The sequence below is a fragment of the Amycolatopsis sp. cmx-11-51 genome (assembly GCF_047608665.1).
In the GTDB taxonomy this organism is placed as follows: domain Bacteria; phylum Actinomycetota; class Actinomycetes; order Mycobacteriales; family Pseudonocardiaceae; genus Amycolatopsis.
In genome coordinates this window covers 1,527,846-1,553,250 of the sequence record NZ_JADNQO010000001.1, presented here as the reverse complement: position 1 = coordinate 1,553,250, position 25,405 = coordinate 1,527,846, and the positions used below count along the sequence as shown (strand labels likewise).

Here is a 25,405-nt window from a genome sequence, read left to right as displayed (position 1 = left end):
ATGCCTGACGCCTTCAGCGGCGTCGGCACGAGCTAGCCGGCGCCCACGCCAGCTCCACCACGCACGCGGGTCTTCCCGTGCGTCCCTTTTTCTTGCCCGAAAGGCATGGCGACCAGTGCTTTCCGAGACCATCAGTGCTCTGCAGTCCTATATCCGCGTCACCGCGGCGAAGTACCGCGAAACCGAGCGGATCGGGCCCTTCCTGGCCACGTACTACCTCGAGGCCGACAGCCCCTTTCTCAACTACGCGATCCCCGATGACGGCGCCGTCCCCACTTCGGGCGACGTCGCCCGGCTCACCGAGGCGTTCCGCGAGCGCGGCCTCGTGCCGCGCCTGAAGTTCCTGACCGAAGCGGTTCCGGCAGCCGAGGCGGTGCTCGTCGAGGGCGGGTACACCCTGGAGCGGCGGGTCCCGCTGATGATCTGCGCTCCGGAGCAGCTCGTCGAGCAGCCGAAACCGGCTGGGATCAGCTTGTTCACCCCGAAGACGCCCGAAGAGTTCCGGAAGATGATCCGGGCGCAGAACCTCGCCTTCGGGGAGACCGATCCCGATCAGCACCTCGACCCGTCACCGGATCAGCTGAGCGGCGAGACGATCTCGGTCATGGCGCTCACCGAAGCCGGTGAATGTGCCGGCGGCGGAGTCGCGACGGCGATCCAGGACGGCGCCAGTGAAATCGCCGGCATCGGGGTGATCGAGGGGTACCGGAGCCGCGGGATCGCGGCGGCGATGACGGAGTACCTGACCCGTGAGGCCCATTCACGGGGCGGGCGTTCGGTGTTCCTGACACCGGGCGCCGGGCAGGCGGAACGCGTCTACGGCCGGGTCGGTTTCGAGACCGCGGCCGAGTGCGTGCACCTGTCGGTCCCTGTCGGCGGAGCAGGGGTCCACCTCGACGAGTGACCACCCGCGGACCACTGGAAACTCAGTCGTCCGAGTAGCCGCCGCGGCGGGTCCGTTTGACCTCACCGCGGCGCTTCTTCGAGGCCAGGCGGCGTTCCTTCGAACCCCGTGAGGGTTTGGTGGGACGCCGCTTGGCGGCCGGTGGCGCCGACGCGTCCACCAGGAGCATGACCAGCCGCGCCCGCGCGGCTTCCCGGTTCATCAGCTGGGAGCGGTGTTCCGACGCGGTGATCGTGACGACGCCGTCGACCAGGCGCGACGAAAGCCGGTCCAGCATCCGGGCCCGGAGGTGTTCCGGGATCGAAGCCGAACCGGCCACGTCGAAGGAGAGTTCGACCCGCGAGTCCGTGGTGTTCACGCCCTGCCCACCCGGACCCGACGACCGGGAGAACCGTTCGCTCAATTCGGTGCCCGGGATCACGAACCGGGTGCCGACCACCACGTCATCAGCCACGGGCCCAGTGTGACATCAGGGGGAAGACCATTTTTGTCTCTGCGCGGTCAGAAGCGCGGGTGGTCGCCGGAGAGCACGGCGCGCGGGCCATCCGGGTCTTCCGCGGGCTGCACGTCGCCAAGGATCCACGCCGGCACGTGCCGCGCGGTCAGCATCGCCAGCGCGCGATCGACATCGTCGGCTCCGACGATCGCGACCATGCCGACACCCATGTTGAAGGTCTTCTCCAGTTCGGCGCGCTCGACCTTGCCGCGGTGTCCGATCAGGGCGAACACCGGCGCGGGGGTCCAGGTGCCGCGTTCGAGCTTCGCGACCAGGCCGCGCGGCATGACGCGGGCGAGGTTCTGCTCCAGCCCACCGCCGGTGACGTGCGCGAACGCGCGGACATCGGCCTCGGCCACCAGCGCGAGACAGTCCTTCGCGTAGATCCTGGTCGGCTCCAGCATCTCCTCGCCCAGCGAGCGGCCGAACTCCTCGACATGCCCGTCGAGCGGCATGCGCGCGATGTCCAGCAGCACGCGCCTGGCGAGCGAGTAACCGTTGGAGTGCAGGCCGGACGAGCCGAGCGCGAGGACGACGTCGCCGGGGCGGACCCGCTCCGGACCAAGCACCTTCGACGCCTCGACGACGCCGATGCCGGTGCCTGAGAGGTCGTAGTCGTGCTCGCCCATCAGGCCCGGGTGCTCCGCGGTTTCGCCGCCGAGCAGCGCGCAACCCGCCTGAACACAACCCTCGGCGATGCCGCCGACCAGCGCCGCGATCTTCTCCGGCACGACCTTGCCGACGGCGATGTAGTCCTGCATGAACAGCGGCTCGGCGCCGGTGACGACCAGGTCGTCGACGACCATCGCGACCAGGTCGATGCCGACGGTGTCGTGCTTGTCGAGCGCCTGCGCGACAGCGATCTTGGTGCCGACCCCGTCGGTCGACGAGGCCAGCACCGGCTCTTTCCACTTGTCCAGCTTCAGGGAGAACAGCCCGGCGAAACCGCCGACCCCGCCCATCACCTCGGGCCTGGTGGCCCTTTCGGCGTGCGGTTTGAGCAGCTCAACGGCTTTGTCACCGGCGTCGATACTGACCCCGGCGGCGGCGTACGTGGCGCTCGTGGACTCGCTCACGGAAGCGGACTCCAACTCTGGAAGAAAGGACTAGGGACGCCGGATGGCGTCCTCAGCACCGTACCCGGCAGGGCTGACAGGCTTCGCCGCGCCATTGACCGAGTCCAGGCTCTCCAGCAGGTGCTTCCCGATCAGGGCGTCCTCGGGGAGCGCGATCGGGTACTCGCCGGAGAAGCACGCGGTGCACAGACGCGACTTCGGCTGCTCCGAAGCCGCGACCAGCCCGTCCAGGGAGATGTAGCCCAAGGTGTCCGCGCCGATGGACCGGCGGATGCCGTCGAGGTCGACGCCGTTGGCCACCAATTCGGCGCGGGAAGCGAAGTCGATGCCGTAGAAACACGGCCAGCGGACGGGCGGTGAGGCGATCCGGACGTGCACCTCGAGCGCGCCGGCCTCCCGCAGCATGCGGACCAGCGCGCGCTGGGTGTTGCCGCGGACGATGGAGTCGTCGACCACGACGAGCCGCTTGCCGCGGATGACGTCACGCAGCGGGTTCAGCTTCAGCCGGATGCCCAGCTGGCGGATGGTCTGCGACGGCTGGATGAAGGTGCGGCCGACGTAGGCGTTCTTCACCAGGCCGGTGCCGTAGGGAATGCCGGAGCCCTGCGCGTACCCGATGGCGGCCGGGGTGCCGGATTCGGGCACCGGCATGACCAGGTCGGCGTCGGCCGGGTGCTCGGCGGCCAGCTTGCGGCCGATCTCGACGCGGGTGGCGTGCACGCTGCGGCCGGCGATCGAGGTGTCGGGCCGCGCGAGGTAGACGTACTCGAAGACGCAGCCCTTGGGCTCGGGGTTCGCGAACCGCGAGGAGCGCAGGCCCTCGGCGTTGATCGCGATGAGCTCACCGGGCTCGACCTCGCGGACGAACGACGCACCGCAGATGTCCAGCGCGGCCGTCTCACTGGCGACCACCCAGCCGCGTTCGAGCCTGCCGAGCACCAGTGGGTGCACACCGTGCGGGTCGCGGGCCGCGTACAAGGTGGACTCGTCGGCGAAGACCAGGCAGAACGCGCCCTTGAGGGTGGGCAGCAGTTCCAGCGCGGCGGCCTCGATGCCCCTGTCCGCGGCGTTGGCCGCGAGCAGTCCGCACACCAGGTCGGAGTCGCTGGACGAACCGGTCAGGCCGAGGTGCGGTTTGATGCCGGCGGCGACCGTGCGATCGCGCAGTTCGGCGGTGTTGACCAGGTTTCCGTTGTGCGCGAACGACAATCCGCTGCCGGTGGCGGTGGTACGGAAGATCGGCTGCGCGTTTTCCCAGATGGTCGCGCCGGTGGTCGAATAGCGGCAGTGCCCGACGGCGATATGTCCCTGCAGCGACTGCAGGACCTGCTCGTCGAAGACCTGACTGACCAGGCCGAGATCCTTGAAGACGACGATCTGCGAACCGTCGGAGACCGAGATGCCGGCCGCTTCCTGGCCGCGGTGCTGAAGTGCGTAGAGCCCGTAGTAGGTCAGCTTCGCGACCTCTTCTCCGGGCGCCCAGACACCGAACACACCGCATTCCTCACGGGGTTCCGGATCGGGCTGGTCGGTCACGGGCTGTCCGGCGAGGGACGGGTCGGAAACCACCGAGGTGCTCCCAGGGAGAAGAGGGTAGGCCGCCACCAGTGTAAACGGTGAGCCGGAGATCAACGCGTCGTGCGACGTGGCACTGGACACGCTTCAGTCGATGACAGTAAGTGACCCCGCCTCTGCGATCGACGCCGGGGTCATCCCATCGCGTTCAGTGACCGTGGGTGACGGGCGGGTGTCAAGACCCGTCACTCACGACCCCCGACCAGCCGACCGCTCCCCCTCGACAGAGGCGGTCGACTGTGCAGTGGGGTGTCGGAGATCAGCCGGCCGCTTTTCACCCGGCGGCTAGCCACTTGGACGTGCCGCCGCGACCAGGGACCCAGCAGCCCTTGGACGCGGTCTCCGAAGGGAACAGTGAGCCGGGCGTCCGTTCGTCCGGGAGCGCGAGCAGTGCCGTCAGCACCGTCGCCGCGTCGCCGGCAAACCGCCACAGCCACACCTCGGGCTGGAGGATGTCCTCCTCGGTACCGGGCATGCGGGTCGCCACGACGTCGTCCTCGGCGTTGAGCCGGACCACGTCGACCACGTTGTCGTGGACTCGCACGCCGACCACGGCTGTGACCTCGCCGTTCGCGTCGCACGGGTGCACGAACTGGTATCCGCGGTGGATCAGCTCCTGCAAACCGCTTTCGATATCGGTGATTTCCGCGGTGATGGTGTCACCTGAGAACGTCATCGAATTCGCCGTCCTTGGCACCCGCGAGGAACGCGGCCATCTCGGCCTGGGTGTAGATCAAGGCGGGGCCGGTCGGGAAGCGCGAGTTGCGCATCGCGATCTCGCCGGACGGGAGCGGAGCCACCTCGACGCAGTTGCCGATCGCGTTGCTGTAGCTCGCTTTGCGCCAAGGCGCCCCGGTAAGACGATCGGCCGGGATGCCGTTGTCGAATTGTTCAGCCATGGTCCCCACCTTCCCCGACTCAAGACTTCGGGCGATGCATCTGCATGTGCATTTGCCTGTGATCCCAAAGTTAGCACGTGTGACTGCAACGGTAAATGCACGTGCAGAATTTTTTGCAGAATTCGCGTGCAGTGAGAACTCGATCCCCGCCCGTCCCCCAAACGGGTGAGGCCGCGCCTCCCCAAGAGGTGAACGACTACCAGTCATCACGGGCTTTTTGCGCGCAGGCAAGAAAATCCCGGCCGTCACCAGTACGGCGAAGAGCCCACAACGGTGAGTGACTCAGATTTCCGCGCGGCGCTTCAGGAGCATCTGACGGCTGCGGTCCGGCGTCTCCGCGTCGACCGCGAGCATGTCGAGCGCCCGGCTGTACCGCTCGATCTCGTCGCGCTTGTCGATGTAGTGCGCGCCGGTCAGATATTCGGTGTAGGCGATGTTCGGCAGTTCCTCTTCCGCGAACCTGAGCAGCGAGAACGCGCTGTCGGCGGAGTAGCCGCTCCGGTCGAACGGGAGGATCTGGACCGAGATGTTCGGCTGCAGGATCATCTCCAGCAGGTAATCGATCTGGCCCTTCAGCACCTCGCGGTCGCCGATCGGGCGATGGAGCACCGACTCGTCGAGCACCAGCCACAGCCGCGGCGCGTCCGGCCGGGACAACATCTTCTGCCGCCGCATCCGCAGCGCGACCCGGCGATCGACCTGCTCGTCGACCATGTCCTTGCGGCCGTGGCTCATGATGGCCCGCGCGTAGGCCTCGGTCTGCAGCAGACCCGTGACGTACAGTGGCTCCCAGACCTGGATCCGGGCCGCGGCCTCTTCGAGTCCGACGAGGTCGTTGAACCAGCTCGGCATCAGGTCGCCGTAGCGGCGCCACCAACCCGGCTCGTTCGACTCCTTGACCATGTCGAGGAACTGCTGCCGATCGTCGGGATCGGTCATCCCGTACATGGTCAGCAGGTCGGCGACGTCGCGTTCCTTGAAGCCGACGCGGCCGAGTTCGAGACGGCTGATCTTCGACTCGGAACCGCGGATGCTGTAGCCGGCCTCCTGGCGCGTGATCCCCGCGTCCTCGCGCATCCGCCGGAGCTGTGAGCCGAGGATCATCCGCCGCGCGGTGGGACCCAGTGACTGCTCACCGCCGGGCGGGTTGACCGCGTTCATCGACCGGGGACCTTTCGTATGTCTCTATTCACCAGGGGATCAAGCCGACTACTCAAAGTACACGTTTGGGCCTCGACACGACAGGGATGGCTCGGTTTACCCGCCGCGTACGTGGTTCTACTCTACGTAGAGTCCGAGACTTCCGACACAGTTTTGTGAGGTTCAAGATGCCCGACGCCCCGCCCCGGACGGAACGAGTACCTGTGGGTGTCGACCCGACCCGGGCCAGCATCGCCCGGGTATACGACGCCTTCCTTCTCGGCAAGGACAACTACGAGATCGACCGGGAAGTGCTGCGGAAGGTCCAGCAGGCCGCCCCCGAGGCGCAGGACCTGGCGACCGAGAACCGCGGCTTCCTGATCCGCGCGTGCCGGTTCGTCGCCAGCCAGACGGGCATCACCCAGTTCCTCGACCTCGGATCCGGCCTCCCGACCGCCGAGAACACGCACCAGGTCGTGCAGCGGATCAACCCGGAGATCAAGGTCGTCTACGTCGACAACGACCCGGTGGTGCTCGCACACGGGCGCGCTCTCCTGGAAGAGAACGAGAACACGCACTTCGTCTCGGACGACATCTTCGAGCCGGAGCGGATCCTGGAGAACCCGGACATCCTCCGACACCTCGACTTCTCGCGGCCGATCGCGTTGCTGCAGCTCGGGACCCTGCACCACTACAACGGGCCGAAGGAAGATCCGGCCAAGATCATGAAGAGGTACATCGACGCGCTGCCCTCGGGTTCGTACGTGGCGATCTCGCACTTCTCCGACCCGCAGGACGAGCTGTCCGAGGTCGCCCGCAAGATGGAGGACTTCTTCATCCACAGCCCGATGGGCTCGGGCACCTTCCGTACCAAGGCCGAGATCGAGGAGCTGTTCCACGACCTCGAGATGGTCGAGCCCGGCGTCAAGCTGTGCGCCGACTGGTGGCCGGACGGCCCGCGGATCAAGGAGCTGAACACGGCTCAGCGGACGATCTCGGGCGGGATCGGCCGGAAGAAGTAGGACCCCCGCCTCACGAGTGAGATGAACGGGGCTTTCCTCTCGAAGTTTGAGAGGAAAGCCCCGTTCATCTCCTCAAGGGGCCAAGGTTCAGAGGCGGACCAAGGGTAGCCAGCGGGCCAGATCGGCCCTGCTCCCGGAGGCGATGACCCGCCCCGACTCGACGGCGTCGGCCCAGCCGAGCTGCCCGGTCGCCAGTTCCAGCCACGTGCGCGGATCCGTTTCGACGACGTTCGGCGGCGTCCCGCGCGTATGCCGCAATCCTTCGACGCACTGCACAGCCGCGAACGGTGGCACCCGCACTTCGACACTCTTCCCTGGCGCGTCCGCGGCCAGCGTCCGCAGGCTCAGCCGCACCGCCGCGGCCAGGTCTGGACGGGCCGGATCCGGACTGGATCCGCTCAACCAGGGGAAAATCGCCATGATCGCGGCACGTAACTCAGCGGGGTCGACCGAACGCGAAGAGGCCATGGAAGAACAGTAGAGTGAGCGCGAACAAACCTTCAGGCACCCGGAACGTGGGGATGGCGATGGCGCAGCGGGACGAGGCGGATCGGTTGGCGTCGAGCCCGGCGGGCAAGCTGAAACCGGGGAAGCCGAAGATCACCGAAGAGATGCGCGCCAACGCCAGGGCCAACCCGAACAGCTGGCTGTATGTCATCGACGAGGCCTTCGACCCCGACGGCCCGGTGCCGTCCTGGGCGGTCGTCGGCGCGTATCCGGTGAACGGCGCGGGCGAGATCGTCGAGGACTTCCATTCCAACGACCGGTACCGCCCCTCGCCAAAGGCGCTCGGCTTCCCGGAACCACGCAACGAACTCGAGCAGTTGCTGCAGCTGGTGCGGACGAACCATCGCCCGGCCGCCGACCTGCCGCGGGTCTTCCTCGACTCGACGCTGTTCGTCTACGCCCTTTCGCCGGTGCAGCGCACGGTCATCGGCTTCCACGACACCGACGGCCGGGTGCTCGTGCCCGCGTACACGGCCAAGGCGCTGGTCCCGCGCGAATGGCCGCACGCCCGCGCGGTGCTGGGCCGGGACATGGTCCCGTTGCTGGCCGGGCATCCGGTGGCCGTCAATCCGCACGATCGGCTCACCGCCATCGTCGGATCGGAGCACCTCGACAAGGCCCTTTCGGACGAGCGTCGTTAGGGCTCGATTAACCCACTCGGCCCAATTTATTCAGGTCGAGCGCAACTCTTTCGGGTGATGTTCGAGTCGCTGATTCCCTTTTCACGGGGGATCGTGGCGACGTGATGAGTCGCAGAGTGTGTTCAAAAGGCTGGGGGGCCGTCCTCGCGGCGGGGGTCTTGCTGCTCGCACAGACCCCTGCCGTGGCACAGGAAACCGGGCCCAGATACGACGGGGCCGAGGAGCACTACGCGGGCTCGCAGATCGCGTTGCACGAAGGCGTCAACTCGGCCCTCGGGCCGCTGTACGGCGGCGAGGGACAGACCCTCGGCCACGATGTCAGCGGACATCAGGGCGACGTCGACTGGCCCGGCGCGGCCAGGACCGGCGCGAAGTTCGTCTACGTCAAGGCGACCGAGGGCACCGGATTCGTCAATCCCCGGTTTCCCCAGCAGTACAACGGTTCCTACGGCGTCGGCCTGGTCCGCGGCGCGTACCACTTCGCACGCCCCGACATCTCGGACGGCGCCTCGCAGGCGCACTACTTCGTCGACCACGGCGGCGGCTGGTCCGGTGACGGCAAGACCCTGCCGGGCGCGCTCGACGTCGAGTACAACCCGTACGGCGAAACCTGTTACGGCAAGACGGCCGCGCAGATGGTCGCGTGGATGGCGTCGTTCGCCGAGACCTATCTGTGGCGGACCGGGCGGCATCCGACGATCTACACGTCGACGAGCTGGTGGAAGCGCTGCACCGGCAACAGCAACTTGTTCTGGCAGAACCCGTTGTGGGTCGCGCGCTACCACACGGAGATCGGCGAGCTGCCCGCCAGCTGGAAGACCCAGACCATCTGGCAGTTCGCGGACAGGGGCAGCCTGCCAGGCGACCAGAACTGGTTCAACGGCGCGGAAGATCGAGTACGCGCGTTGTCGATCGGCTCAACACTCACCCGTTGAGTGTTACAAGATCACAAAGCACCGCCAAGATGGAAATGAAAATCACCCACGCGTAGCACCAATTTCACGGAAGTTAGTGACAAACCCGGCACTCGTCGTCAACAATCGTGCCCGGACGGCTACCTGCAAATAGTCGTCCTCAGCGAGGGTTATCCGTGAAGGGATTGTCGTATGCGCACTTCCCGAAGAATCGCCATCGCCGTCGGCTCCGCGCTGCTCCTGCTGGGCAGCACGGTCCAGGCGTCGGCCGCCCCGTCTCCGGAGATCATGTCGATCGACCAGGATCTCCAGCGGAACGACCACACGATCGGATCGCAGATCCGGCGGGTGGAAGGCGACACCTCCACCCCGGAGTCCAAGGAGAGGGCGGCGCGGCCGCAGCCTGAAGCCGGGGTGCTCGCGACCGTCGCGGGGATGGACGTCGCCAGCTACCAGAAGAACGTCGACTGGGGCTACTGGTGGGGCCAGGGCAAGCGTTTCGTGTGGACGAAGGCCACCGAAGGCACCAGTTACAAGAACCCGTACTTCGCCCAGCAGTACAACGGTTCCTACAGCCAGGGCTTCATCCGCGGCGCGTACCACTTCGCCCTGCCCAACGTCTCCGGTGGCGCTGCGCAGGCGGACTTCTTCATCAACAACGGCGGAGGCTGGTCCAAGGACGGCAAGACCCTGCCGGGCGCGCTGGACATGGAGTACAACCCGTACGGGGCCACCTGTTACGGCTTGAGCCAGGCGTCCATGGGGGCATGGATCCGGGCGTTCCACGATCGTTACCAGGCGCGCACCGGCCGCTGGCCCGTCATCTACACCTCGACGAGCTGGTGGAACACGTGTGTCGGATCGGCGCAGAACTTCGGTGGCACGGTCCCGCTGTGGATCGCGCGCTACGCCTCCACCGTGGGTGCGCTGCCGTACGGCTGGGGCTTCTACACCGTGTGGCAGTACACCTCCAGTCCGCTCGACCAGAACACCTTCAACGGCGCATACGACCGCTTGCAGGCACTGGCCAACGGCTGAGCTGCGCATTTCGTGAAGAAGCGGCTCCCGGCCTCGGCCGGGAGCCGCTTTCGCGCGCGAGGTACCTTCCCCCTGAAACCCCTGGCACGGGCGGATCCGGAACCAGCGCCGACCGCCTGCCGTCTGATCTCCAGCCTCAGGCCCCAGTACGGAAGGCGAGACCGATGACCTACCCACCCCAGCCAGGCCAGCCCTACGGCCAAGATCCCCAGGGGCAGCAGCCCGGCGGTCATCCGCAGCAGGGTGGCTGGGACCAGACCCAGCAGTACGGTCAGCCTCAGCAGTACGGACAGCAGCAGGGCTGGGACCAGACCCAGCAGTACCAGCAGCAGCCCCAGCAGGGCTGGGACCAGACGCAGCAGTACCCGCAGCAGCAGGCAGGCTGGGATCCGAACGCGCAGCAGCAGGGCTGGGACCCGAACAACCCGGGCTACCCGCAGGGTTACGGCGGCCCGCCCGCGCCGCCGCCGAAGAGCAAGACCGGGCTGATCATCGGGATCGTGATCGGCGTGGTCGTGCTGATCGCGTTCGGTGTCACCGGTTTCGTCGCGCCGGGCTTCCTGCTCAGCAAGGACGAAGGCAACAACACGGCCGCGCCGCCGCCGGCGTCGTCCAGCAAGGCCCCGACTTCCGCGCCGAAGAGCAGCCCGAAGTCGAGCGCGCCCAAGAGCAGCCCGAAGAGCACCGAAAGCGGGGGTGCGGGCTCCGAAGGCAACCCGAAGGGCGTCCAGAACCTCAAGGACTTCCTGGCCAAGGTGAGCGCCGGCGACAAGGCCGGGGCGCTGTCGCTGGTCTGCGCGGACATGAAGGCGACCATGGGCGACTCGATCGACATCATGGCCCCGGCGCCGTCGCAGCTGGAGGTCACCTCGACCGCGGGCATCGGCGACGGGTTCATCACCGGTGACATCGAGGGCACGGTCAAGGGCAAGAAGGTGAGCGGATCGGGGATCTCCTCGGACGACAACCCGGACAAGTCCTTCTGCGTCCGCAACTTCTTCGTATTCTGAGCAGATGAAGCGGTTGCTCCGCTCTCCACTGCTCTGGACGTTCGTCGTCTCGCTCGTGCTGCTGCTCGCCGTCGGCGGCTGGTTGCTGACCGATCCGGCGACCAGCCGCAGCGAGGCACTCAAGACCGGCGGCATCGCCGGCGGCGCCATCGTCGCGCTCTACGCGTTGTGGCTCAACGACCGGCGGCGCCGGGTCGAGGAGCGGCGGCAGGAAATCGAGCGGCAGCGGCAGGAACTCGAACTGCGGCGGGCCGACCAGGACCGGGACCGGATCTCGGACGAGCGGTTCGCGAAGGCCGTCGAACTGTTGGGACACGACGCCGACCAGGTGCGGGTGGGAGCCCTGCACGCGCTGGCCGGGCTGGCCCGCGGCCGGGCGATCTACACACAGACCGTGCTGGACATCCTGTGCTCGTACCTGCGGCGGCCGTTCACGCATCCGCGATACAAGGACGAGGCGAAGCCTCCGGGGAACAAGCCGCCCAAACCCGGTGACCCGGAGCAGGAGCAGGAACTCCAGGTGCGGCAGGCCGCCCAGCGGCTCATCGGGGAACTGCTCCCGGCCGCGGATTCCGAGGGCACGCCGGGGTACGACCTCGATCTGACCGGGGCGGTGCTGGAGTACTTCGACCTTTCGGACCGGAAGATCGGCAAACTGCTGCTCCGCTACGGCGGGCTGTACAGCAGCACCAACCTTTCCGGCTGTGTCTTCCTCGGACCGGTGTACCTGACCGGCGCGGGTACCGCCGTCGACAAGCGGATCGGGTATTTCCGGTGCAACGGAACGAAGTTCTCGCAGCGGGCGTGGTTCAGCGGAGTGCGGTTCGCCGAAGACGCCGAGTTCCGCGGCACGGTGTTCGCGGGAGAGACGTCGTTCAAGGACAGCGTTTTCGCGAAGAACGCGGACTTCGGCGAGTCCGAGTTCAGGAACACGCTGGATCTGCGGCGCGCCCGGTTCGAGGGCTTCGGCGACCTGAAGTTCCGCAAGGCGCCGGAATCGGTGTCGCTGTACAACACGACGGTGGAACCGGCCAAGGATCACGAACTCCCGCCAGGCTGGGTCATCGAGAACCTGCCCGACGGCCGCGCCCGGCTCATGGTGAAGGACGGATGAAGCGCCTGCTGCGGTCACCGCTGCTGTGGACGTTGCTGTCCTCGGTCGCGGTGCTGGTCGGAGTGACCGCCTGGCTGCTGACGGATCGCGCGACGAGCCGCGGTGACGCGCTCAAGACCGGCGCCCTCGCCGGCGGGGCGATCGCCGCGCTCTACGGTCTCTGGCTCAACGACCGGCGGAGACGGACCGAGGAGGACCGGCACGAGATCGAGCGGAGCCGGGTCTCGGACGAGCGCTTCGCCAAGTCGATCGAACTGCTGGGCAACGAGGCAGACCAGGTCAGGGTGGGGGCGATGCATTCGCTCGCGGGGCTGGCCAGGGCGCGGCCGGAGTACCGGCAGACGGTGCTCGACGTGCTGTGTGCCTACCTGCGGCGGCCGTTCGACCATCCGAAGTTCAAGAGTGACACCAAGTGGGTCACGGAAAACCGGGCCGAGGCCGAACGCGAACGGCTGGTCCGGCGCGCGGCCGAACGGCTGATCCGCGACGTCCTGCCGCACGCCGGGACCACCGGTCCGACCTTCGGGCTCAACCTCAGCGACGCGCGGATCGACAAGCTGGAACTGACGGCGAGGCGGGTCGGCTGGTTCGGCGCGGATCGCAGTGAGGTGCTGCATCATCTCGTCCTCGAGAACGCCGAACTCGCCGGGAAGTTCTCGCTCAACCACGCGACAATCCGCGGCCAGCTCAGGCTCACCGGGGCAACCTTCAAACGACGGGTGCAGATGGACGGCCTGACCGTCGAAACCCCGGTCGACTTCAGTACAACCGCTTTCGCGGAGGCACCGTTGCTGGAGGGCGCGAAGTTCGCGCCCGGTTCGGTCCTGGCCAAAGAGAGCTGAAGGACGCTTTCCCCGCATGTGATGGGGGGAAAGCGCCCTTCACCGCGTCCTATGCGGGGAAAGTCCCCTTCAGCTCCTCAGTCGAAGAGCGCGGGAAGCGTGCGCTCCCAGGGCTCCCGAAGCTCGTCCAGGGTGAACTCGGTGAGGTCCTGGAGTTCGAGCGAACCCGATTCCGGGTCCACCACACCGGTCTTGCGCCACGGCAGGCCGCGCGCGGTGAGCATCTCGGTGAACCGCAGTTCCTCGGTGCGCGGCACGGCGACCAGTACCCGGCCCGCGGATTCGGAGAACAGCTGCACGAACGGATCCTGCTCCGCGTCGAGGAAGACACGGGCACCGCACTGTCCGATGAGGACGGTCTCGACGAGGGTCTGGATCAGGCCGCCGTCGGAGATGTCGTGCGCGGCGGAGATCATGCCGTCGCGTGAACCGGCGATGAGGATGTCGGCGAGCAGCTTCTCGCGCGCCAGATCCACGCGAGGCGGGCGGCCGCCGAGGTGGCCGTGCAGCTCGCGCGCCCAGGCGGAGCCGTCGAGCTCGTCGTGGGTCTCGCCCAGCAGCAGCAGGGTTTCCCCGGCCTCCGCACCGATACCGGTCGGGATGCGGCGGGTGACGTCGTCGATCACGCCGAGCACGCCGACCACCGGGGTCGGCAGGATGGCCGTGTCACCGGTCTGGTTGAAGAAGCTGACGTTGCCGCCGGTGACCGGGATGCCGAGTTCGACGCAGCCGTCGGCGAGACCGTGCACGGCCTGCTCGAACTGCCACATCACACCCGGGTCGGTCGGCGCGCCGAAGTTCAGGCAGTCCGACACCGCGACCGGTTTCGCGCCGCTGGTGGCGACGTTGCGGTACGCCTCGGCCAGTGCGAGCTTCGCGCCCTCGTACGGGTCGAGGAAGACGAACTTGCTGTTGCAGTCGGTCGAAACGGCGACGCCGCGGCCGGTCGACTCGTCGATCCGGATGACGCCGGAGTCAGACGGCTGCGCAAGCACGGTGTTGCCGCGCACGTAGCGGTCGTACTGGGAGGTCACCCATTCCTTCGACGCCTGGTTCGGCGACGAGATCAGTTCGAGGATGTCGGCGCGCAGTTCGTCCGAAGTGGACGGACGCGGCAGCTTCGCCGAGGTGTCGGCCTGCAAGGCGTCCTGTGTGGACGGACGCTGGATGGGGCGGTCGTACACCGGGCCCTGGTGTGCCACGGTATGCGCCGGGACGTCGACGACGATCTCGTCGTTCCAGGTGATGACCAGGTGCTCGCCGTCGGTGACCTCGCCGATGTCGGTGGCGATGACGTCCCACTTCTCGCAGACCTTCATGAACGCCTCGACGTTCTCCGGCGAGACGACCGCGCACATGCGCTCCTGCGACTCGCTGGAGAGCACCTCCGCCGGGGTCATCCCGGTGGCCCGCAACGGAACCCGGTCGAGGTAGATGTGCATACCGCCGTCACCGGCCGCCGCCAGCTCCGACGTCGCGCAGGAAAGCCCGGCGCCGCCGAGGTCCTGGATGCCGACGACGAGCTTCTGGGCGAACAGTTCGAGACAGCACTCGATGAGCACCTTCTCGGTGAAGGGGTCGCCGACCTGGACGCTCGGCAGCTTCTTGCGGCCGCCCGAGGATTCGTCGCCGGAGAAGGTGTCACTCGCCAGCACGGACACGCCGCCGATGCCGTCAAGGCCGGTACGCGCGCCGAACAGGATGATCTTGTTGCCCTTGCCGGAGGCGAAGGCGAGGTGCAGGTCCTCGACGCGCATCGCGCCGACGCACAACGCGTTGACCAGCGGGTTGCCGGAGTAACTCGGGTCGAACACCAGCTCGCCGCCGATGTTCGGCAGGCCGAGGCAGTTGCCGTAGCCGCCGACGCCGGCGACCACACCGGGCAGCACACGGCGGGTGTCGGGGGCGTCGGCCGGGCCGAACCGCAGCGCGTCGGCCACGGCCAGCGGGCGCGCGCCCATCGCCATGATGTCGCGCACGATGCCGCCGACGCCGGTCGCGGCGCCCTGGTACGGCTCCACATAGGACGGGTGGTTGTGGCTCTCGACCTTGAAGGTGACCGCCCAGCCCTCGCCGATGTCGACGACGCCCGCGTTCTCGCCGATACCGGCGAGCATCTTCTCCTTCATCTCGGGAGTGGCTGTCTCACCGAAGTAGCGCAGGTGCTTCTTCGAGGACTTGTACGAGCAGTGCTCGCTCCACATCACCGAGTACATCGCCAGTTCGGCGTCGGTCGGACGGCGGCCGAGGATCTCCCGGATGCGGGCGTACTCGTCGTCGGCGAGGCCGAGCTCGACGTACGGCTGGGTCTGTTCGGGGGTCGCTCCGGCAAGTGCGGTGGTGTCGACGGGGATGTCAACGGTGCTGGTCACGGTGTCCACATCAGGGTTCGCCACGGCCATCAGATTAGGCCAGTGGAGCGGAGCTTCTCCGTTGAGGGTGGTGGCGGGGGCATGGATGGAGTAGGTGAGGGGTCTGTTCACCCTGCCGTCGCCCACGGATAAATCGGTCGCGCCGACGACGGTGATCCGCTTACCGTCGACAATCGTGCTTTCCGCCACTTATCCCCTTCCGCGACTGAGGCTGCCCGCCAAGCCGACCGCCTGGCGCTACCTGGTCGCGATGATGCTCGCGCGCCCGGGACTGCTCGCCGTGTCGGCGATCAGTGGTGCGCTCTGGTCGTTGCCGATCGCCTTGCTGCCGGTCGCGATCGGCAGGGGCATCGACGCGATCGGACGCGGCGACAGTGACTCGGTCTGGCTGTGGGGTCTGGCGGCGGCCGGGCTCGGGATCGCGCAGACGCTCGCGGGCACGGTGCAGCATTTCGCGTCCTACGGCTGCTGGATCCACGGCGCCGGGGTCACTCAGCGCCTGGCCACCGAGCACGCCGCGAAGCTGGGCGCGAACCTGCGGGACACGACCACCACCGGTGACGTGGTCGCGATCACCACCAGCGACATCAATCCGATCGGTGACTCCTTCGAGGTACTCGGCCGGGCCTTCGGTTCGCTGATCGCATTCATCGTTTGCGCGACGGCGCTGCTGACGACATCTCCACTGCTGGGTGTGGTCGCGCTGGTCGGCGTCCCGCTGGCGGTGGTGGGCATCGGCCCGATGCTGAAGCCGCTGGAGAAGCGCCAGACGAAGCAGCGCGAGGAGAAGACCGAGGTCAACGCGCTGGCCGCGGACATCGTCTCCGGCCTGCGGATCCTTCGCGGTGTCGGCGGCGAGAAGCAGTTCCTCGACCGCTTCCGCCGCTCCAGCCAGCGAGTCCGCGTGGCCGGTGTCCAGGTCGGGCGCAGCGAGGCGTGGCTTTCGGCGGCGGAGGTCGCGCTGCCGGGCCTGGTCACGGTGGTCATCACCTGGCTGGGCGCGCAGCTGGCGATCAACGGCACCATCGGCGTCGGCGAGCTGATCACGTTCTACGGCGTCTCGGTGTTCCTGGTGGTGCCGGTGACGACGGCGACCGAGTTCGCGGGCGTGCTGAGCGCCGCGCTGGTCTCGGCGCGGAAGGTGTGCAAACTGCTGTCCACCGAACGCACGCTCGCCGAACCGGAGTCCCCGCGGCCGCTGCCGGAAGGCCTGCTGGAGCTGTACGACGAGACGTCCGGGATCAGGGCCGAGGCCGGAAAGCTGACCGTGATCGACGTCGGTGCCGATGCCGAGGCGGTGGCTTCGCGGATGGCGCGGTTCACCGATCCGAGTGAACCTGCTCTCTGCGGCGGGGTCCCGGTGGACCAAGTCGCCCTCGGCGAACTGCGGCGGCGGGTGGTCTTCGCGCACAACCAGGACATCTGGTTCTCCGGGGTGCTGCGCGAGCAGGTCACCCCCGCGGAGCCTGGCGACGTCGAGATCACCGAAGCGCTGTACGCGGCGGACGCCGAAGACATCGTGGACGCGCTGCCCAACGGCGTCGACGAGGTGATCGGCGAACGCGGACGTGAGGTTTCCGGCGGTCAGCGGCAGCGGCTGAACCTGGCCCGCGCACTGGCGACCGACGCCGACGTCCTGCTGCTCGACGAGCCGACTTCGGCCGTCGACGCGCACACCGAAGCTCGCATAACCGAACGCGTCGCGAAGCTGCGGCGCGGCAAGACCACCGTCGTGTTCAGCCAGAGTCCACTGTGGACACATGTCGCCGACGAGGTCGTGAGTACGCAAGTGGTGGCCTGAAGACGGAGTCGCCGCGTCCGCCACCTCGGGGGTAAGGAAATCACAGCATGAAAAAGCTGCCGCTGGCAGACAAGCAAGACGTCCGAAGATGGATCAAGGAGACCGCGCGGGACAACAAGCGTGAGTTCTCCGTGATGCTTGGCCTGTTCTGCGTCGCGACCGCGATCGGGCTGGCCGGGCCGCAACTGCTGGGCGCGCTGGTGGACGAGGTCGCCGGAGGCACGACGACCACCACGATCACCTGGCTCGCGATCGCGTTCGTGGCCGTGCTGGGCGCGCAGGCGTGGTTCAAGGGACTGGCGCGGCTGCGCGCTCGGGTGTTCGGCGAACGGATCCTGGCGCACAACCGCGAGGAGTTCGTCGGCAACGCGCTGGACCTGCCACTCGGCACGGTCGAGGCGGCGGGTACCGGTGACCTGCTCAGCCGGGCGACCACCGACGTCAGCCGCATCGACCACGCGGTGCGCCACGGCGCGCCCGAGATCTTGATCGCCGCGGTCACCGTGGTGTTCACCGTGGTGGCGATGGTGCTCACGTCACCGTTCCTGGCGCTCGGGCTGCTGGTCGCGCTGCCGCTGCTGGTGCCGGTGAACATCTGGTACCAGCAGCGGGTGCCGGCCGTGATGCGGCGGATGCTGGACCGGTGGTCCGAACTGCAGTCGGCCACGCACGAGACCGCGGAGGGCGCGCGGACCGCCGAAGCGCTGAACCTGACCGGCCGCCGCGTGCGCGCCGGGCACGACGGCCTCGACGAGGCGATGCTGGGCGAGCGCAAGATCCGGGCACTGCAGATGTGGTGGATCCCGGCGCTGGAAATCAGCTACGTGCTGCCGGTGCCGGTGATGCTCGGACTGGGCCTGCTCGCCTACTCGAACGGCTGGGAAGGGCTCGGCACGATCACCGCGATGCTGCTGTATTCGCAGGTCATGACCGGTCCGCTGAACGAGGCGCTGTTCTGGCTCGCGGACATGCAGGTCGCCGGGGCCTCGCTGCGCCGGTTGCTGGGCGTGCGGCCCACCACTGTCGCGGATACTTCCGGCGAGCCTCCACGCGGCCAGGACATCGAGGTCCGCGACGTGCGCTTCGGCTACAACGCGGACCGCGAAGTGCTGCACGGCATCGACCTGCGAGTGCCGCGCGGCGAGCGGCTGGCGATCGTCGGGCCGTCGGGTGCGGGTAAGTCGACCCTCGGCAGGCTGCTGGCCGGGATGTCGGCGCCGACGTCGGGTTCGGTGCGGATCGGCGGGGCCGAGGTGTCAACACTGCCGGACGACGTCCTGCGCGGCGAAATCCTGCTGCTGACCCAGGAGCACCACGTGTTCGCGGGAACGCTGCGGGACAACCTGACGCTGCCCGCCGGGGACTGGTCCGACGCTCGACTGCTGGCCGCGCTGGCCTCGGTCGGCGCTTCGGAGTGGGTGGCCGGGCTGCCGGACGGGCTGGACACGAAGGTCGGGGCCGGGGCGACGGCGGTTCCGGCGGCGATGGCGCAGCAGCTGGCGCTGGCGCGAGTGGTGCTGGCCGACCCGCACACGCTGGTGCTGGACGAAGCGACGTCACTGCTGGACACCGGTTCGGCGCGGGAGCTGGAGCGGTCGTTGAGCGCGGTGCTCGAGGGGCGCACGGTGATCGCGATCGCGCACCGGCTGCACACCGCGGCCGCGGCGGACCGGGTCGCGGTCATCGAGGGCGGCCGGGTCACCGAGCTGGGCTCGCACTCGGATCTTCTTGCGGCGGGTGGGCCCTACGCGGCTCTGGTGGCCGCGGCGTCCTGAAATGCTATGAACGGTCCGTTACTTGCAAAATTTGCAAGTAACGGACCGTTCATAGCACGCCGCTAAGCGGAAACGAGGGCGTCCACGGCGCTGTAGAACATGCCGAGGCCGTCATCGGAAGGCCCGGTGAGGGGGTCGATGGCGTGCTCCGGATGCGGCATGAGCCCGACCACGCGGCCGTTCTCGCTGCGGATGCCGGCGATGTCGTTGCGCGAGCCGTTCGGGTTGCCGCCCACGTAGCGGAACACCACGCGGCCCTCACCCTCCAGCTCGTCGAGGGTGGCCTGCTCGGCGACGAAGCAGCCGTCGATGTTCTTCATCGGGATGAGGATCTCGGCGTCTTTTTCGTACCGGGTGGTCCACGCGGTGTCGTTGTTCTCGACGCGCAGCCACTGGTCGCGGCAGATGAAGTGCAGACCCGCGTTGCGGATCATCGCGCCCGGCAGCAGCCCGGCCTCGCACAGGATCTGGAAGCCGTTGCAGATGCCCAGCACCGGCATGCCCTTGTGGGCGGCTTCGATCACCGACGACATCACCGGCGCGAACCGCGCGATGACGCCGGCGCGCAGGTAGTCGCCGTAGGAGAAGCCACCGGGGACGACGACCGCGTCGACACCCTTGAGGTCCTCGTCGGCGTGCCACAGCGGCACTGCTTCGGCGTCGGCGTAGCGGGCCGCGCGGGCCGCGTCACCGTCGTCGAGCGTGCCGGGGAAGGTGATGACCCCGATCCGGGCGCTCACGCCTCGACCCGCTTGATGGTCCACTGCTCGATCACCGGGTTCGCGAGGAAGCCCTCGGCGATCTTTTCGAGCGTCGCATCGTCGACGGAGTCGTCGACCTCGATCTCGAAGTGCTTGCCCTGACGGATCTCAGCGATCCCGGTGAAGCCGAGACGACCGGCCGCGCCGAGCGCGGCCTGCCCCTGCGGGTCGAGGATTTCGGGCTTGGGCATGACGTCGACGACGACTCGGGCCACGGCAGGCCGCTCCTTATTCACGCAGGTCGTGGGTACCGCCCGAGCCTACTTCACTACGGTTGCCGCATGACCTACGGGCAGTACGCGCCGCCGAAGAAGCCGAAAACCTGGCTCTGGATCATGCTGACGCTGGTCTTGGTCCTGATCGCGGGCAGTGTCACGTTCACCGGTTTCGTGACGCCGGGCTTCTTCGAGACGAAGGCCGATACCACCTCACGTGCGACGCCGGAGCAGCTGAGCCAGTCGTTCGTGAACGGCGTCGCCGAAGACCGCGTGAGTCAGCTCTGGTGCGACATCCGGTCGAAGCGGTCTTACAGCTTCGAGCAGACCATGGCCGTCTCCGAGGACGCGCAGCTCAGCACGCCCGCGCGTCAGCGCGCGGACCAGGAGTACTCGGCCGCGTTCACCGCCGCGGGACTGACCGTCGGAATCGCGATGATCCCCGGCGAGGGCGGCTGGTGCGTGCGCGACGCCAAGGTCGGTGGCGAGCCGGAGCCACTGCCGGGCATCGAGACGAAGCCCGCGCCCCGGCCGGCCGTGAAGACCGGTGAGGAGGCGGGGACCAAGTTCGTCGACGCGATCAACGCGCGCGACATCCCGGCCGCGTTGTCCGTGCTGTGCGGGGAGGTGCCCGACACGACCCGCGACGGCGTGCAGCAGATCATCCACGGCGAGGCGAGGTACACCGTCGAGAAGGCCGACGTGCTGACCACCGCCGAACAGACGATCCTGCACCTCTCCGGTCTCGTGGACGGTGTGCAGAAGCCAGGGCGGGTCGAGACCGAGGACGGCGCAGACGGCGGCCCCTGCGTGACCTCTTTTTCACCCGACTCCGACTGAGCGCGCCCCAATCCTTCGACTGGGGGATGCTCGGAGCGCGGCGCTGGGCCAAGATGAGCCCATTGGCGGGGCGCCAATACCCGGGTGAGCAGCAGCAGGAGGCACCGTGGCCGATCAGGACTCCTTCGACTACGTCATCGTCGGCGCGGGCAGCGCGGGATGCGTGCTGGCGAACCGGCTGAGCGAGGATCCGTCAGCGCGGATCCTCCTGCTCGAAGCGGGCGGCGAGGACGACGCCGACGAGATCCACATCCCGGCCGCGTTCCCCGGGCTGTTCAAGACGAAGTTCGACTGGAACTACGAGACGGTCGAGCAGAAGCACACCGGCAAAACCCTGTACTGGCCGCGCGGGAAGACACTCGGCGGCTGCTCCTCGATCAACGCGATGATCTACATCCGCGGCAACCGCGCGGACTACGACGGCTGGCGCGACGGGCACGGCGCCGAGGGCTGGGGCTTCGACGACGTCCTGCCGTACTTCAAACGGGCGGAGGGGAACCAGCGGCTCGGTGGGCCGTTGCACGGCACCGACGGGCCGCTGAACGTCGAGGACCGTCGCTTCACCCACGAGCTTTCCCAGGCCTGGGTGGATTCCGCGGTCGCATGGGGACTCAAGCGCACCGACGACTTCAACGGTGAGTCGCAGGAAGGCGCCGGCGTCTACCAGGTGACATGCAAGAAGGGCCGCCGCTGGTCGGCCGCCGACGCGTACCTGCGGCCCGCGTCGACACGGCCGAACCTCACCGTACGGACCAACGCGCAGGCGACACGCGTCGTCTTCGAAGGCACGCGCGCGGTCGGCGTGTCCTATTTGGACAAAGGTACCGAGACGACGGTGCGCGCGTCCACCGAGGTCCTGCTCAGCGGTGGCGCGGTGAACTCGCCACAGCTGCTGATGCTTTCCGGTGTCGGCCCGGCGGAACACCTGCGGGAACACGGGATCGACGTCGTGGCCGCTCTTCCCGGCGTCGGCGACAACCTGCACGACCACCCGGCCTGCGGGATCATCTGGTCGACCCGCGGCACCACCGATCTGGTGGACGCGGCGACGCCGGGCGGCCTGGTGCGCTACCAGCTCACCAAACGCGGCCCGCTGGCCTCGAACATCGGTGAAGCGGGCGCGTTCTTCCCCGCCGCGGACGGTGTTTCGCCGCCGGACATGCAGATCCACGTCGCGCCGACGTTGTTCTACGACAACGGGATGCGCGAACCGACAGTGCCGGGCTTCACGTCGGCGGCGACGCTCGTGGATGTCGCGAGCCGGGGCCGTCTGCGGCTGAAGTCGGGAAATCCTCTGTGGAAGCCCGAAATCGACCCGGCCTACTACGCCGAGTCCGTGGACATGGAGAAGATGCTGGCAGGCCTGCGGGCCCTGGTCGAGATCGGGAAGTCCGGTCCGCTGGCGCGCTACCTGGACAAGCCGTTCCTGCCGGAGCGGCAGGACCTGACCGACACCGAACTGGCCGACTACGTGCGCGAGAAGACGCAGACGCTGTACCACCCGGTGGGGACCTGTTCGATGGGGACGGGCGAGAACGCCGTCGTCGACCCGTCGCTGAAGGTGCGCGGGGTGGAGGGACTGCGGGTGGTGGACGCGTCGGTGATGCCGGTGGTGCCGCGCGGGAACACGAACGCGCCGACGATCATGGTGGCGGAGAAGGCCGCGGACCTCATCCGGGGTGCGTGACCGGCGAACTCTCGTGATCAGACGGCGATCACGTGTGATTGGACGGACAACAGCGTGTTGTCCGTCCAATCACGCGAGTTGCGGGGTCAGCGTTTTCCGTGCAGGACGGTGATCAGCTTCGCCACCAGGGCGTCGGTCTTTTCCTTGCGGGAGAACGAGGTCAGCACGATCGGCGCGGTGAATCGCTGCCGCGCGACGGCTTTCGGCCGGGCGAACTCGCGCAGTCCTTCCGGGCCGTGGATCCGGCCGAAGCCCGAATCGCCGACGCCGCCGAAGGGCAGCGAAGCGATACCGGCGAAGGAGAGCGGCGCGTTGATCGACGTCATGCCGGTGCGCAGGCGGGCGGCGAGTTCCATGCCGCGCGACTTCGAGAACACCGTCGAGCCGAGGCCGTACTTGGTGTCGTTGGCCTTCTCGACGGCCTCGTCCATGTCGCGGACCTTGGCGATGGTGACGGTCGGGCCGAACGTCTCCTCCTTGACCGCCGAGGAGTCCTCCGGCACGTCGACGAGCACCGTCGGCTGCACATAGCGGTCGCCGACCGCGTCGACACCACCGACCAGTGCCTTGCCGCCGCGTTCGATGGCGTCCGTGATGTGCCGCTTGATCACCGCGAGCTGCGAAGGCATCGTCACCGGGCCGTACTGGGCCTCAGCGTCCGAGCCGGCCCGCACGTCCTTCGCCTTTTCGACGACCTTCGCGACGAACTCGTCGTGCACCCGCTCGTGGACGTACACGCGCTCGACGCCGATGCAGGTCTGACCCGAGTTGGAGAACGCTCCCCACACGGTCGCGTCGGCGGCGGCCTCGAGGTCCGCGTCCGCGTCGACCAGGACCGCATCCTTGCCGCCCGCCTCGATGATCACCGGCGTCAGTCTTTCGGCGGCCGCGGCCATGATCTTCTTGCCCGTGCCGGTCGACCCGGTGAAGGCGATCTTGTCGACGCCTCCGCCGACGAGCGACGCGCCGGTCTCGCCGAAGCCGGTGACCAGCTGCAGCACCGGCCATTCCGGGACGACCTCGTTGAAGGCGTCGACCAGCCATTTCCCGACACCCGGCGTGTACTCGCTCGGTTTGAAGACGACGGTGTTGCCCGCGGCGAGGGCGTAGGCGATGGAGCCGAGCGGGGTGAACACGGGGTAGTTCCATGGGCCGATCACGCCGACGACGCCGAGCGGCTGGTACTCGACCGTTGCTGCCTGGTTCGACATCATCAGCCCGGCCGCGCGACGCTGCTTGCCGAGGATCTTGCGCGCGTTCTTGCCCGCCCACGCGATGTGCTCGATGGCTAGGACGCTCTCCAGCTGCGCGTCGGCGATCGGCTTGCCGGTCTCGTCGCGCACCACCTGGCACAGCTGCGGCAGCCGCCGGGTGATGACGCCCTTCCAGCGGCGCAGACGCTCCGCGCGGCCGTCGTAGCCGAGCGCGGCCCACCATGCGGCGGCGTCCTTCGCGCGGGCGACAACGGCGAGGACGTCCTCCCTGGTGTGCACCGGGTAGGTGCCGACGACCTCGTCGGTCGCCGGGCTGAGGGAATCGAAGGTCTCCCCCACGCTGTGCGCGGTCGGCTTCGGCTGGACTGCGGTCATCGACTTCTCCCGTGTCTCGGCTCAAAGCCCAGGCTACGACGTCACTGACGGCGTGCCAATAGCTCGCCTGGGGCGTCGTACCAGCATTGCACAGGAGACAAGAGCGGCGAGGACACCGAAAAGCGGGCACAGCCATACCGGCAGCACCCCGATCGCCAGCGAGCCCAGCCCGAACCCCGAAGACTGCACGGTGAAAGCCAGTGAGAACCCCTCCGCGCGACGGCGTTCGGGCAGTAGTTTCTGCAGGTTGACCGACGAGACGGCCATCAGCGGGCCGGTGCAGAGCCCGATCAGCGCGACCCCACCGAGCAGCCCGGCCCAGCCGAGGCCCATCGACACCACGATCCCGCCGAGCACGAATCCGGCCAGGAACAGCCGGGGATCGCCGACCTTCCCGCGTGCCGCGTACAGCGCGCTCCCGGTGAGGCTGGCGGCACACAGCACGACGATGACGATCGCCGTCGTCGAATCGGGGGCGCCGAGGCGCTGGACGAGCGGCAACAAGCCGACCTCGATGGTCGACAGCAGCAAGCCGACGGTGAACAACCCCATCAGCCAGGGAACACAGGCGGCGACCGGGATCGGCTGATGCTCAGCAGTCCTTTGTGGACCAAAAACGACGGCACGCCTCGGCACCAGCAGGGCCGCGAGCAGGGCGACGACGGCCATCGCGAGCACCGGGACGGCCGGGCCGGACGTCGCCAGGAGCGCCACGAGCAGCGGTCCGCCGACGATGACGCCTTCGAGGATCATCGCGTCGACGGAGACGGCCCGTGGCAGTTCCTCTTCGGTCACCGTTCCGGCGAGCAGCGTCCGGAAGCCGCCGTTCAGCCCGCCCGCGGCCAGGCCGGGCGGGATCGCCAGCGCGAGCAGCACCAGGTCCGGAGCACCGGTGGAAGCGACGGCGGCCAGCACGAACAGGCCAAGAGCGACCAGCGGGAGCATCACGACGAGTCCTCGCGCGGGTCCGACGCGGTCGAGCAGCCGTCCGATCGGCACGGCGCCGACCATCTCGGCGCCGACGAACACGGCCATCATGACGCCACCGAGCCGGTACGAACCGGTCGTCGCGGTGGTCAGCACGGTGAAGGCCAGCGGCGCCATCATCGCGGGCAGCCGGTTCAACTGTACCCCCGCCGACCAGCGCCAATACCCGGAATTGCGAAGCAAGGTCATGTCGGAAAGCC

Annotated in this window: 24 protein-coding genes; 12 read left to right on the top strand and 12 right to left on the bottom strand. The window is 68.1% G+C overall.

Translation table 11 applies throughout. The features are described 5' to 3' along the window. Positions 1–115: 115 nt before the first annotated feature. Positions 116–904 carry a GNAT family N-acetyltransferase gene (locus ACM6LU_RS07825; RefSeq protein WP_414936859.1) on the top strand — a complete coding sequence of 263 codons (789 nt, stop codon included), beginning with the start codon at positions 116–118 and terminating at the stop codon, positions 902–904. A gap of 22 nt (positions 905–926) precedes the next feature. Here ACM6LU_RS07825 and arfB read toward each other — a convergent pair whose 3' ends face one another. The 6 genes from arfB to ACM6LU_RS07795 form a co-directional block, all read right to left on the bottom strand. Continuing rightward, positions 927–1,358 carry an alternative ribosome rescue aminoacyl-tRNA hydrolase ArfB gene (arfB, locus tag ACM6LU_RS07820; RefSeq protein ID WP_414936858.1) on the bottom strand — a complete coding sequence of 144 codons (432 nt, stop codon included), beginning with the start codon at positions 1,356–1,358 and terminating at the stop codon, positions 927–929. Positions 1,359–1,405: 47 nt separating this feature from the next. Next, complete coding sequence (purM, locus tag ACM6LU_RS07815) at positions 1,406–2,476, bottom strand: phosphoribosylformylglycinamidine cyclo-ligase (protein WP_414936857.1); 1,071 nt, start codon at positions 2,474–2,476, stop codon at positions 1,406–1,408. 30 nt (positions 2,477–2,506) lie between these two features. Next, positions 2,507–4,045 carry an amidophosphoribosyltransferase gene (gene purF / locus ACM6LU_RS07810; RefSeq protein WP_414936856.1) on the bottom strand — a complete coding sequence of 513 codons (1,539 nt, stop codon included), beginning with the start codon at positions 4,043–4,045 and terminating at the stop codon, positions 2,507–2,509. Between the two features lie 280 nt (positions 4,046–4,325). Further along, complete coding sequence (locus tag ACM6LU_RS07805) at positions 4,326–4,727, bottom strand: hypothetical protein (protein WP_414936855.1); 402 nt, start codon at positions 4,725–4,727, stop codon at positions 4,326–4,328. Beyond that, positions 4,711–4,950 carry a DUF397 domain-containing protein gene (locus tag ACM6LU_RS07800; RefSeq protein ID WP_414936854.1) on the bottom strand — a complete coding sequence of 80 codons (240 nt, stop codon included), beginning with the start codon at positions 4,948–4,950 and terminating at the stop codon, positions 4,711–4,713. The genes ACM6LU_RS07805 and ACM6LU_RS07800 overlap by 17 nt, the downstream gene beginning before the upstream one ends. A 282-nt stretch (positions 4,951–5,232) precedes the next feature. Further along, complete coding sequence (locus ACM6LU_RS07795) at positions 5,233–6,111, bottom strand: helix-turn-helix domain-containing protein (RefSeq protein ID WP_414936853.1); 879 nt, start codon at positions 6,109–6,111, stop codon at positions 5,233–5,235. A 203-nt stretch (positions 6,112–6,314) separates the two neighbouring features. Here ACM6LU_RS07795 and ACM6LU_RS07790 point away from each other — a divergent pair, with 203 nt between their 5' ends. Beyond that, a complete protein-coding gene (locus tag ACM6LU_RS07790; protein ID WP_414936852.1) occupies positions 6,315–7,112 on the top strand; it encodes an SAM-dependent methyltransferase in 798 nt (265 codons plus the stop codon). 87 nt (positions 7,113–7,199) lie between these two features. On the opposite strand, the gene ACM6LU_RS07785 is transcribed toward ACM6LU_RS07790, so the two are convergent. Further along, entirely contained in the window at positions 7,200–7,580 is a 381-nt protein-coding gene (locus tag ACM6LU_RS07785) for a sterol carrier family protein (protein WP_414936851.1), read from the bottom strand. Between the two features lie 53 nt (positions 7,581–7,633). Here ACM6LU_RS07785 and ACM6LU_RS07780 point away from each other — a divergent pair, with 53 nt between their 5' ends. The 6 genes from ACM6LU_RS07780 (at position 7,634) to ACM6LU_RS07755 (ending at position 13,178) form a co-directional block, all read left to right on the top strand. Next, positions 7,634–8,260, top strand: coding sequence for a type VII secretion system-associated protein (locus ACM6LU_RS07780; protein WP_414937123.1), 627 nt, complete (start codon positions 7,634–7,636; stop codon positions 8,258–8,260). Positions 8,261–8,364: 104 nt separating this feature from the next. Next, a complete protein-coding gene (locus ACM6LU_RS07775) occupies positions 8,365–9,195 on the top strand; it encodes a lysozyme (protein WP_414936850.1) in 831 nt (276 codons plus the stop codon). 171 nt (positions 9,196–9,366) lie between these two features. Continuing rightward, complete coding sequence (locus ACM6LU_RS07770; RefSeq protein WP_414936849.1) at positions 9,367–10,212, top strand: lysozyme; 846 nt, start codon at positions 9,367–9,369, stop codon at positions 10,210–10,212. 164 nt (positions 10,213–10,376) lie between these two features. Continuing rightward, positions 10,377–11,222 carry a Twin-arginine translocation protein TatA gene (locus ACM6LU_RS07765; protein WP_414936848.1) on the top strand — a complete coding sequence of 282 codons (846 nt, stop codon included), beginning with the start codon at positions 10,377–10,379 and terminating at the stop codon, positions 11,220–11,222. 4 nt (positions 11,223–11,226) lie between these two features. Beyond that, the gene (locus ACM6LU_RS07760) at positions 11,227–12,336 is read left to right on the top strand and encodes a pentapeptide repeat-containing protein (RefSeq protein WP_414936847.1); all 1,110 of its coding nucleotides are present in this window, start codon (positions 11,227–11,229) and stop codon (positions 12,334–12,336) included. Continuing rightward, complete coding sequence (locus ACM6LU_RS07755; protein WP_414936846.1) at positions 12,333–13,178, top strand: hypothetical protein; 846 nt, start codon at positions 12,333–12,335, stop codon at positions 13,176–13,178. Before ACM6LU_RS07760 ends, ACM6LU_RS07755 begins: the two co-directional genes overlap by 4 nt. Before the next feature lie 77 nt (positions 13,179–13,255). Here the strand turns inward: ACM6LU_RS07755 and purL are convergent, their stop codons facing one another. Next, a complete protein-coding gene (purL, locus tag ACM6LU_RS07750) occupies positions 13,256–15,580 on the bottom strand; it encodes a phosphoribosylformylglycinamidine synthase subunit PurL (RefSeq protein ID WP_414936845.1) in 2,325 nt (774 codons plus the stop codon). Between the two features lie 145 nt (positions 15,581–15,725). On the opposite strand from purL, the gene ACM6LU_RS07745 reads away from it, so the two are divergent. Beyond that, positions 15,726–17,351, top strand: a complete 1,626-nt coding sequence (locus ACM6LU_RS07745) for an ABC transporter ATP-binding protein (RefSeq protein ID WP_414936844.1) — start codon at positions 15,726–15,728, stop codon at positions 17,349–17,351. A 47-nt stretch (positions 17,352–17,398) separates the two neighbouring features. Beyond that, the gene (locus ACM6LU_RS07740; RefSeq protein ID WP_414936843.1) at positions 17,399–19,126 is read left to right on the top strand and encodes an ABC transporter ATP-binding protein; all 1,728 of its coding nucleotides are present in this window, start codon (positions 17,399–17,401) and stop codon (positions 19,124–19,126) included. A gap of 62 nt (positions 19,127–19,188) precedes the next feature. On the opposite strand, the gene purQ is transcribed toward ACM6LU_RS07740, so the two are convergent. Next, the gene (gene purQ / locus ACM6LU_RS07735) at positions 19,189–19,866 is read right to left on the bottom strand and encodes a phosphoribosylformylglycinamidine synthase subunit PurQ (RefSeq protein ID WP_414936842.1); all 678 of its coding nucleotides are present in this window, start codon (positions 19,864–19,866) and stop codon (positions 19,189–19,191) included. Beyond that, positions 19,863–20,102: a phosphoribosylformylglycinamidine synthase subunit PurS gene (gene purS, locus ACM6LU_RS07730; RefSeq protein WP_414936841.1), complete on the bottom strand. Its 240-nt coding sequence runs from the start codon at positions 20,100–20,102 to the stop codon at positions 19,863–19,865. The genes purQ and purS overlap by 4 nt, the downstream gene beginning before the upstream one ends. Before the next feature lie 66 nt (positions 20,103–20,168). Here purS and ACM6LU_RS07725 point away from each other — a divergent pair, with 66 nt between their 5' ends. Both ACM6LU_RS07725 and ACM6LU_RS07720 read left to right on the top strand, forming a co-directional pair. Further along, positions 20,169–20,942: a hypothetical protein gene (locus ACM6LU_RS07725; RefSeq protein WP_414936840.1), complete on the top strand. Its 774-nt coding sequence runs from the start codon at positions 20,169–20,171 to the stop codon at positions 20,940–20,942. A gap of 106 nt (positions 20,943–21,048) precedes the next feature. Then, entirely contained in the window at positions 21,049–22,629 is a 1,581-nt protein-coding gene (locus tag ACM6LU_RS07720; RefSeq protein WP_414936839.1) for a GMC family oxidoreductase, read from the top strand. An 86-nt stretch (positions 22,630–22,715) separates the two neighbouring features. Here the strand turns inward: ACM6LU_RS07720 and ACM6LU_RS07715 are convergent, their stop codons facing one another. Together ACM6LU_RS07715 and ACM6LU_RS07710 are read right to left on the bottom strand one after the other, a co-directional pair. Then, positions 22,716–24,218, bottom strand: a complete 1,503-nt coding sequence (locus ACM6LU_RS07715; protein WP_414936838.1) for an aldehyde dehydrogenase family protein — start codon at positions 24,216–24,218, stop codon at positions 22,716–22,718. A gap of 33 nt (positions 24,219–24,251) precedes the next feature. Beyond that, the gene (locus ACM6LU_RS07710; protein ID WP_414936837.1) at positions 24,252–25,394 is read right to left on the bottom strand and encodes an MFS transporter; all 1,143 of its coding nucleotides are present in this window, start codon (positions 25,392–25,394) and stop codon (positions 24,252–24,254) included. Between the last annotated feature and the right edge of the window lie 11 nt (positions 25,395–25,405).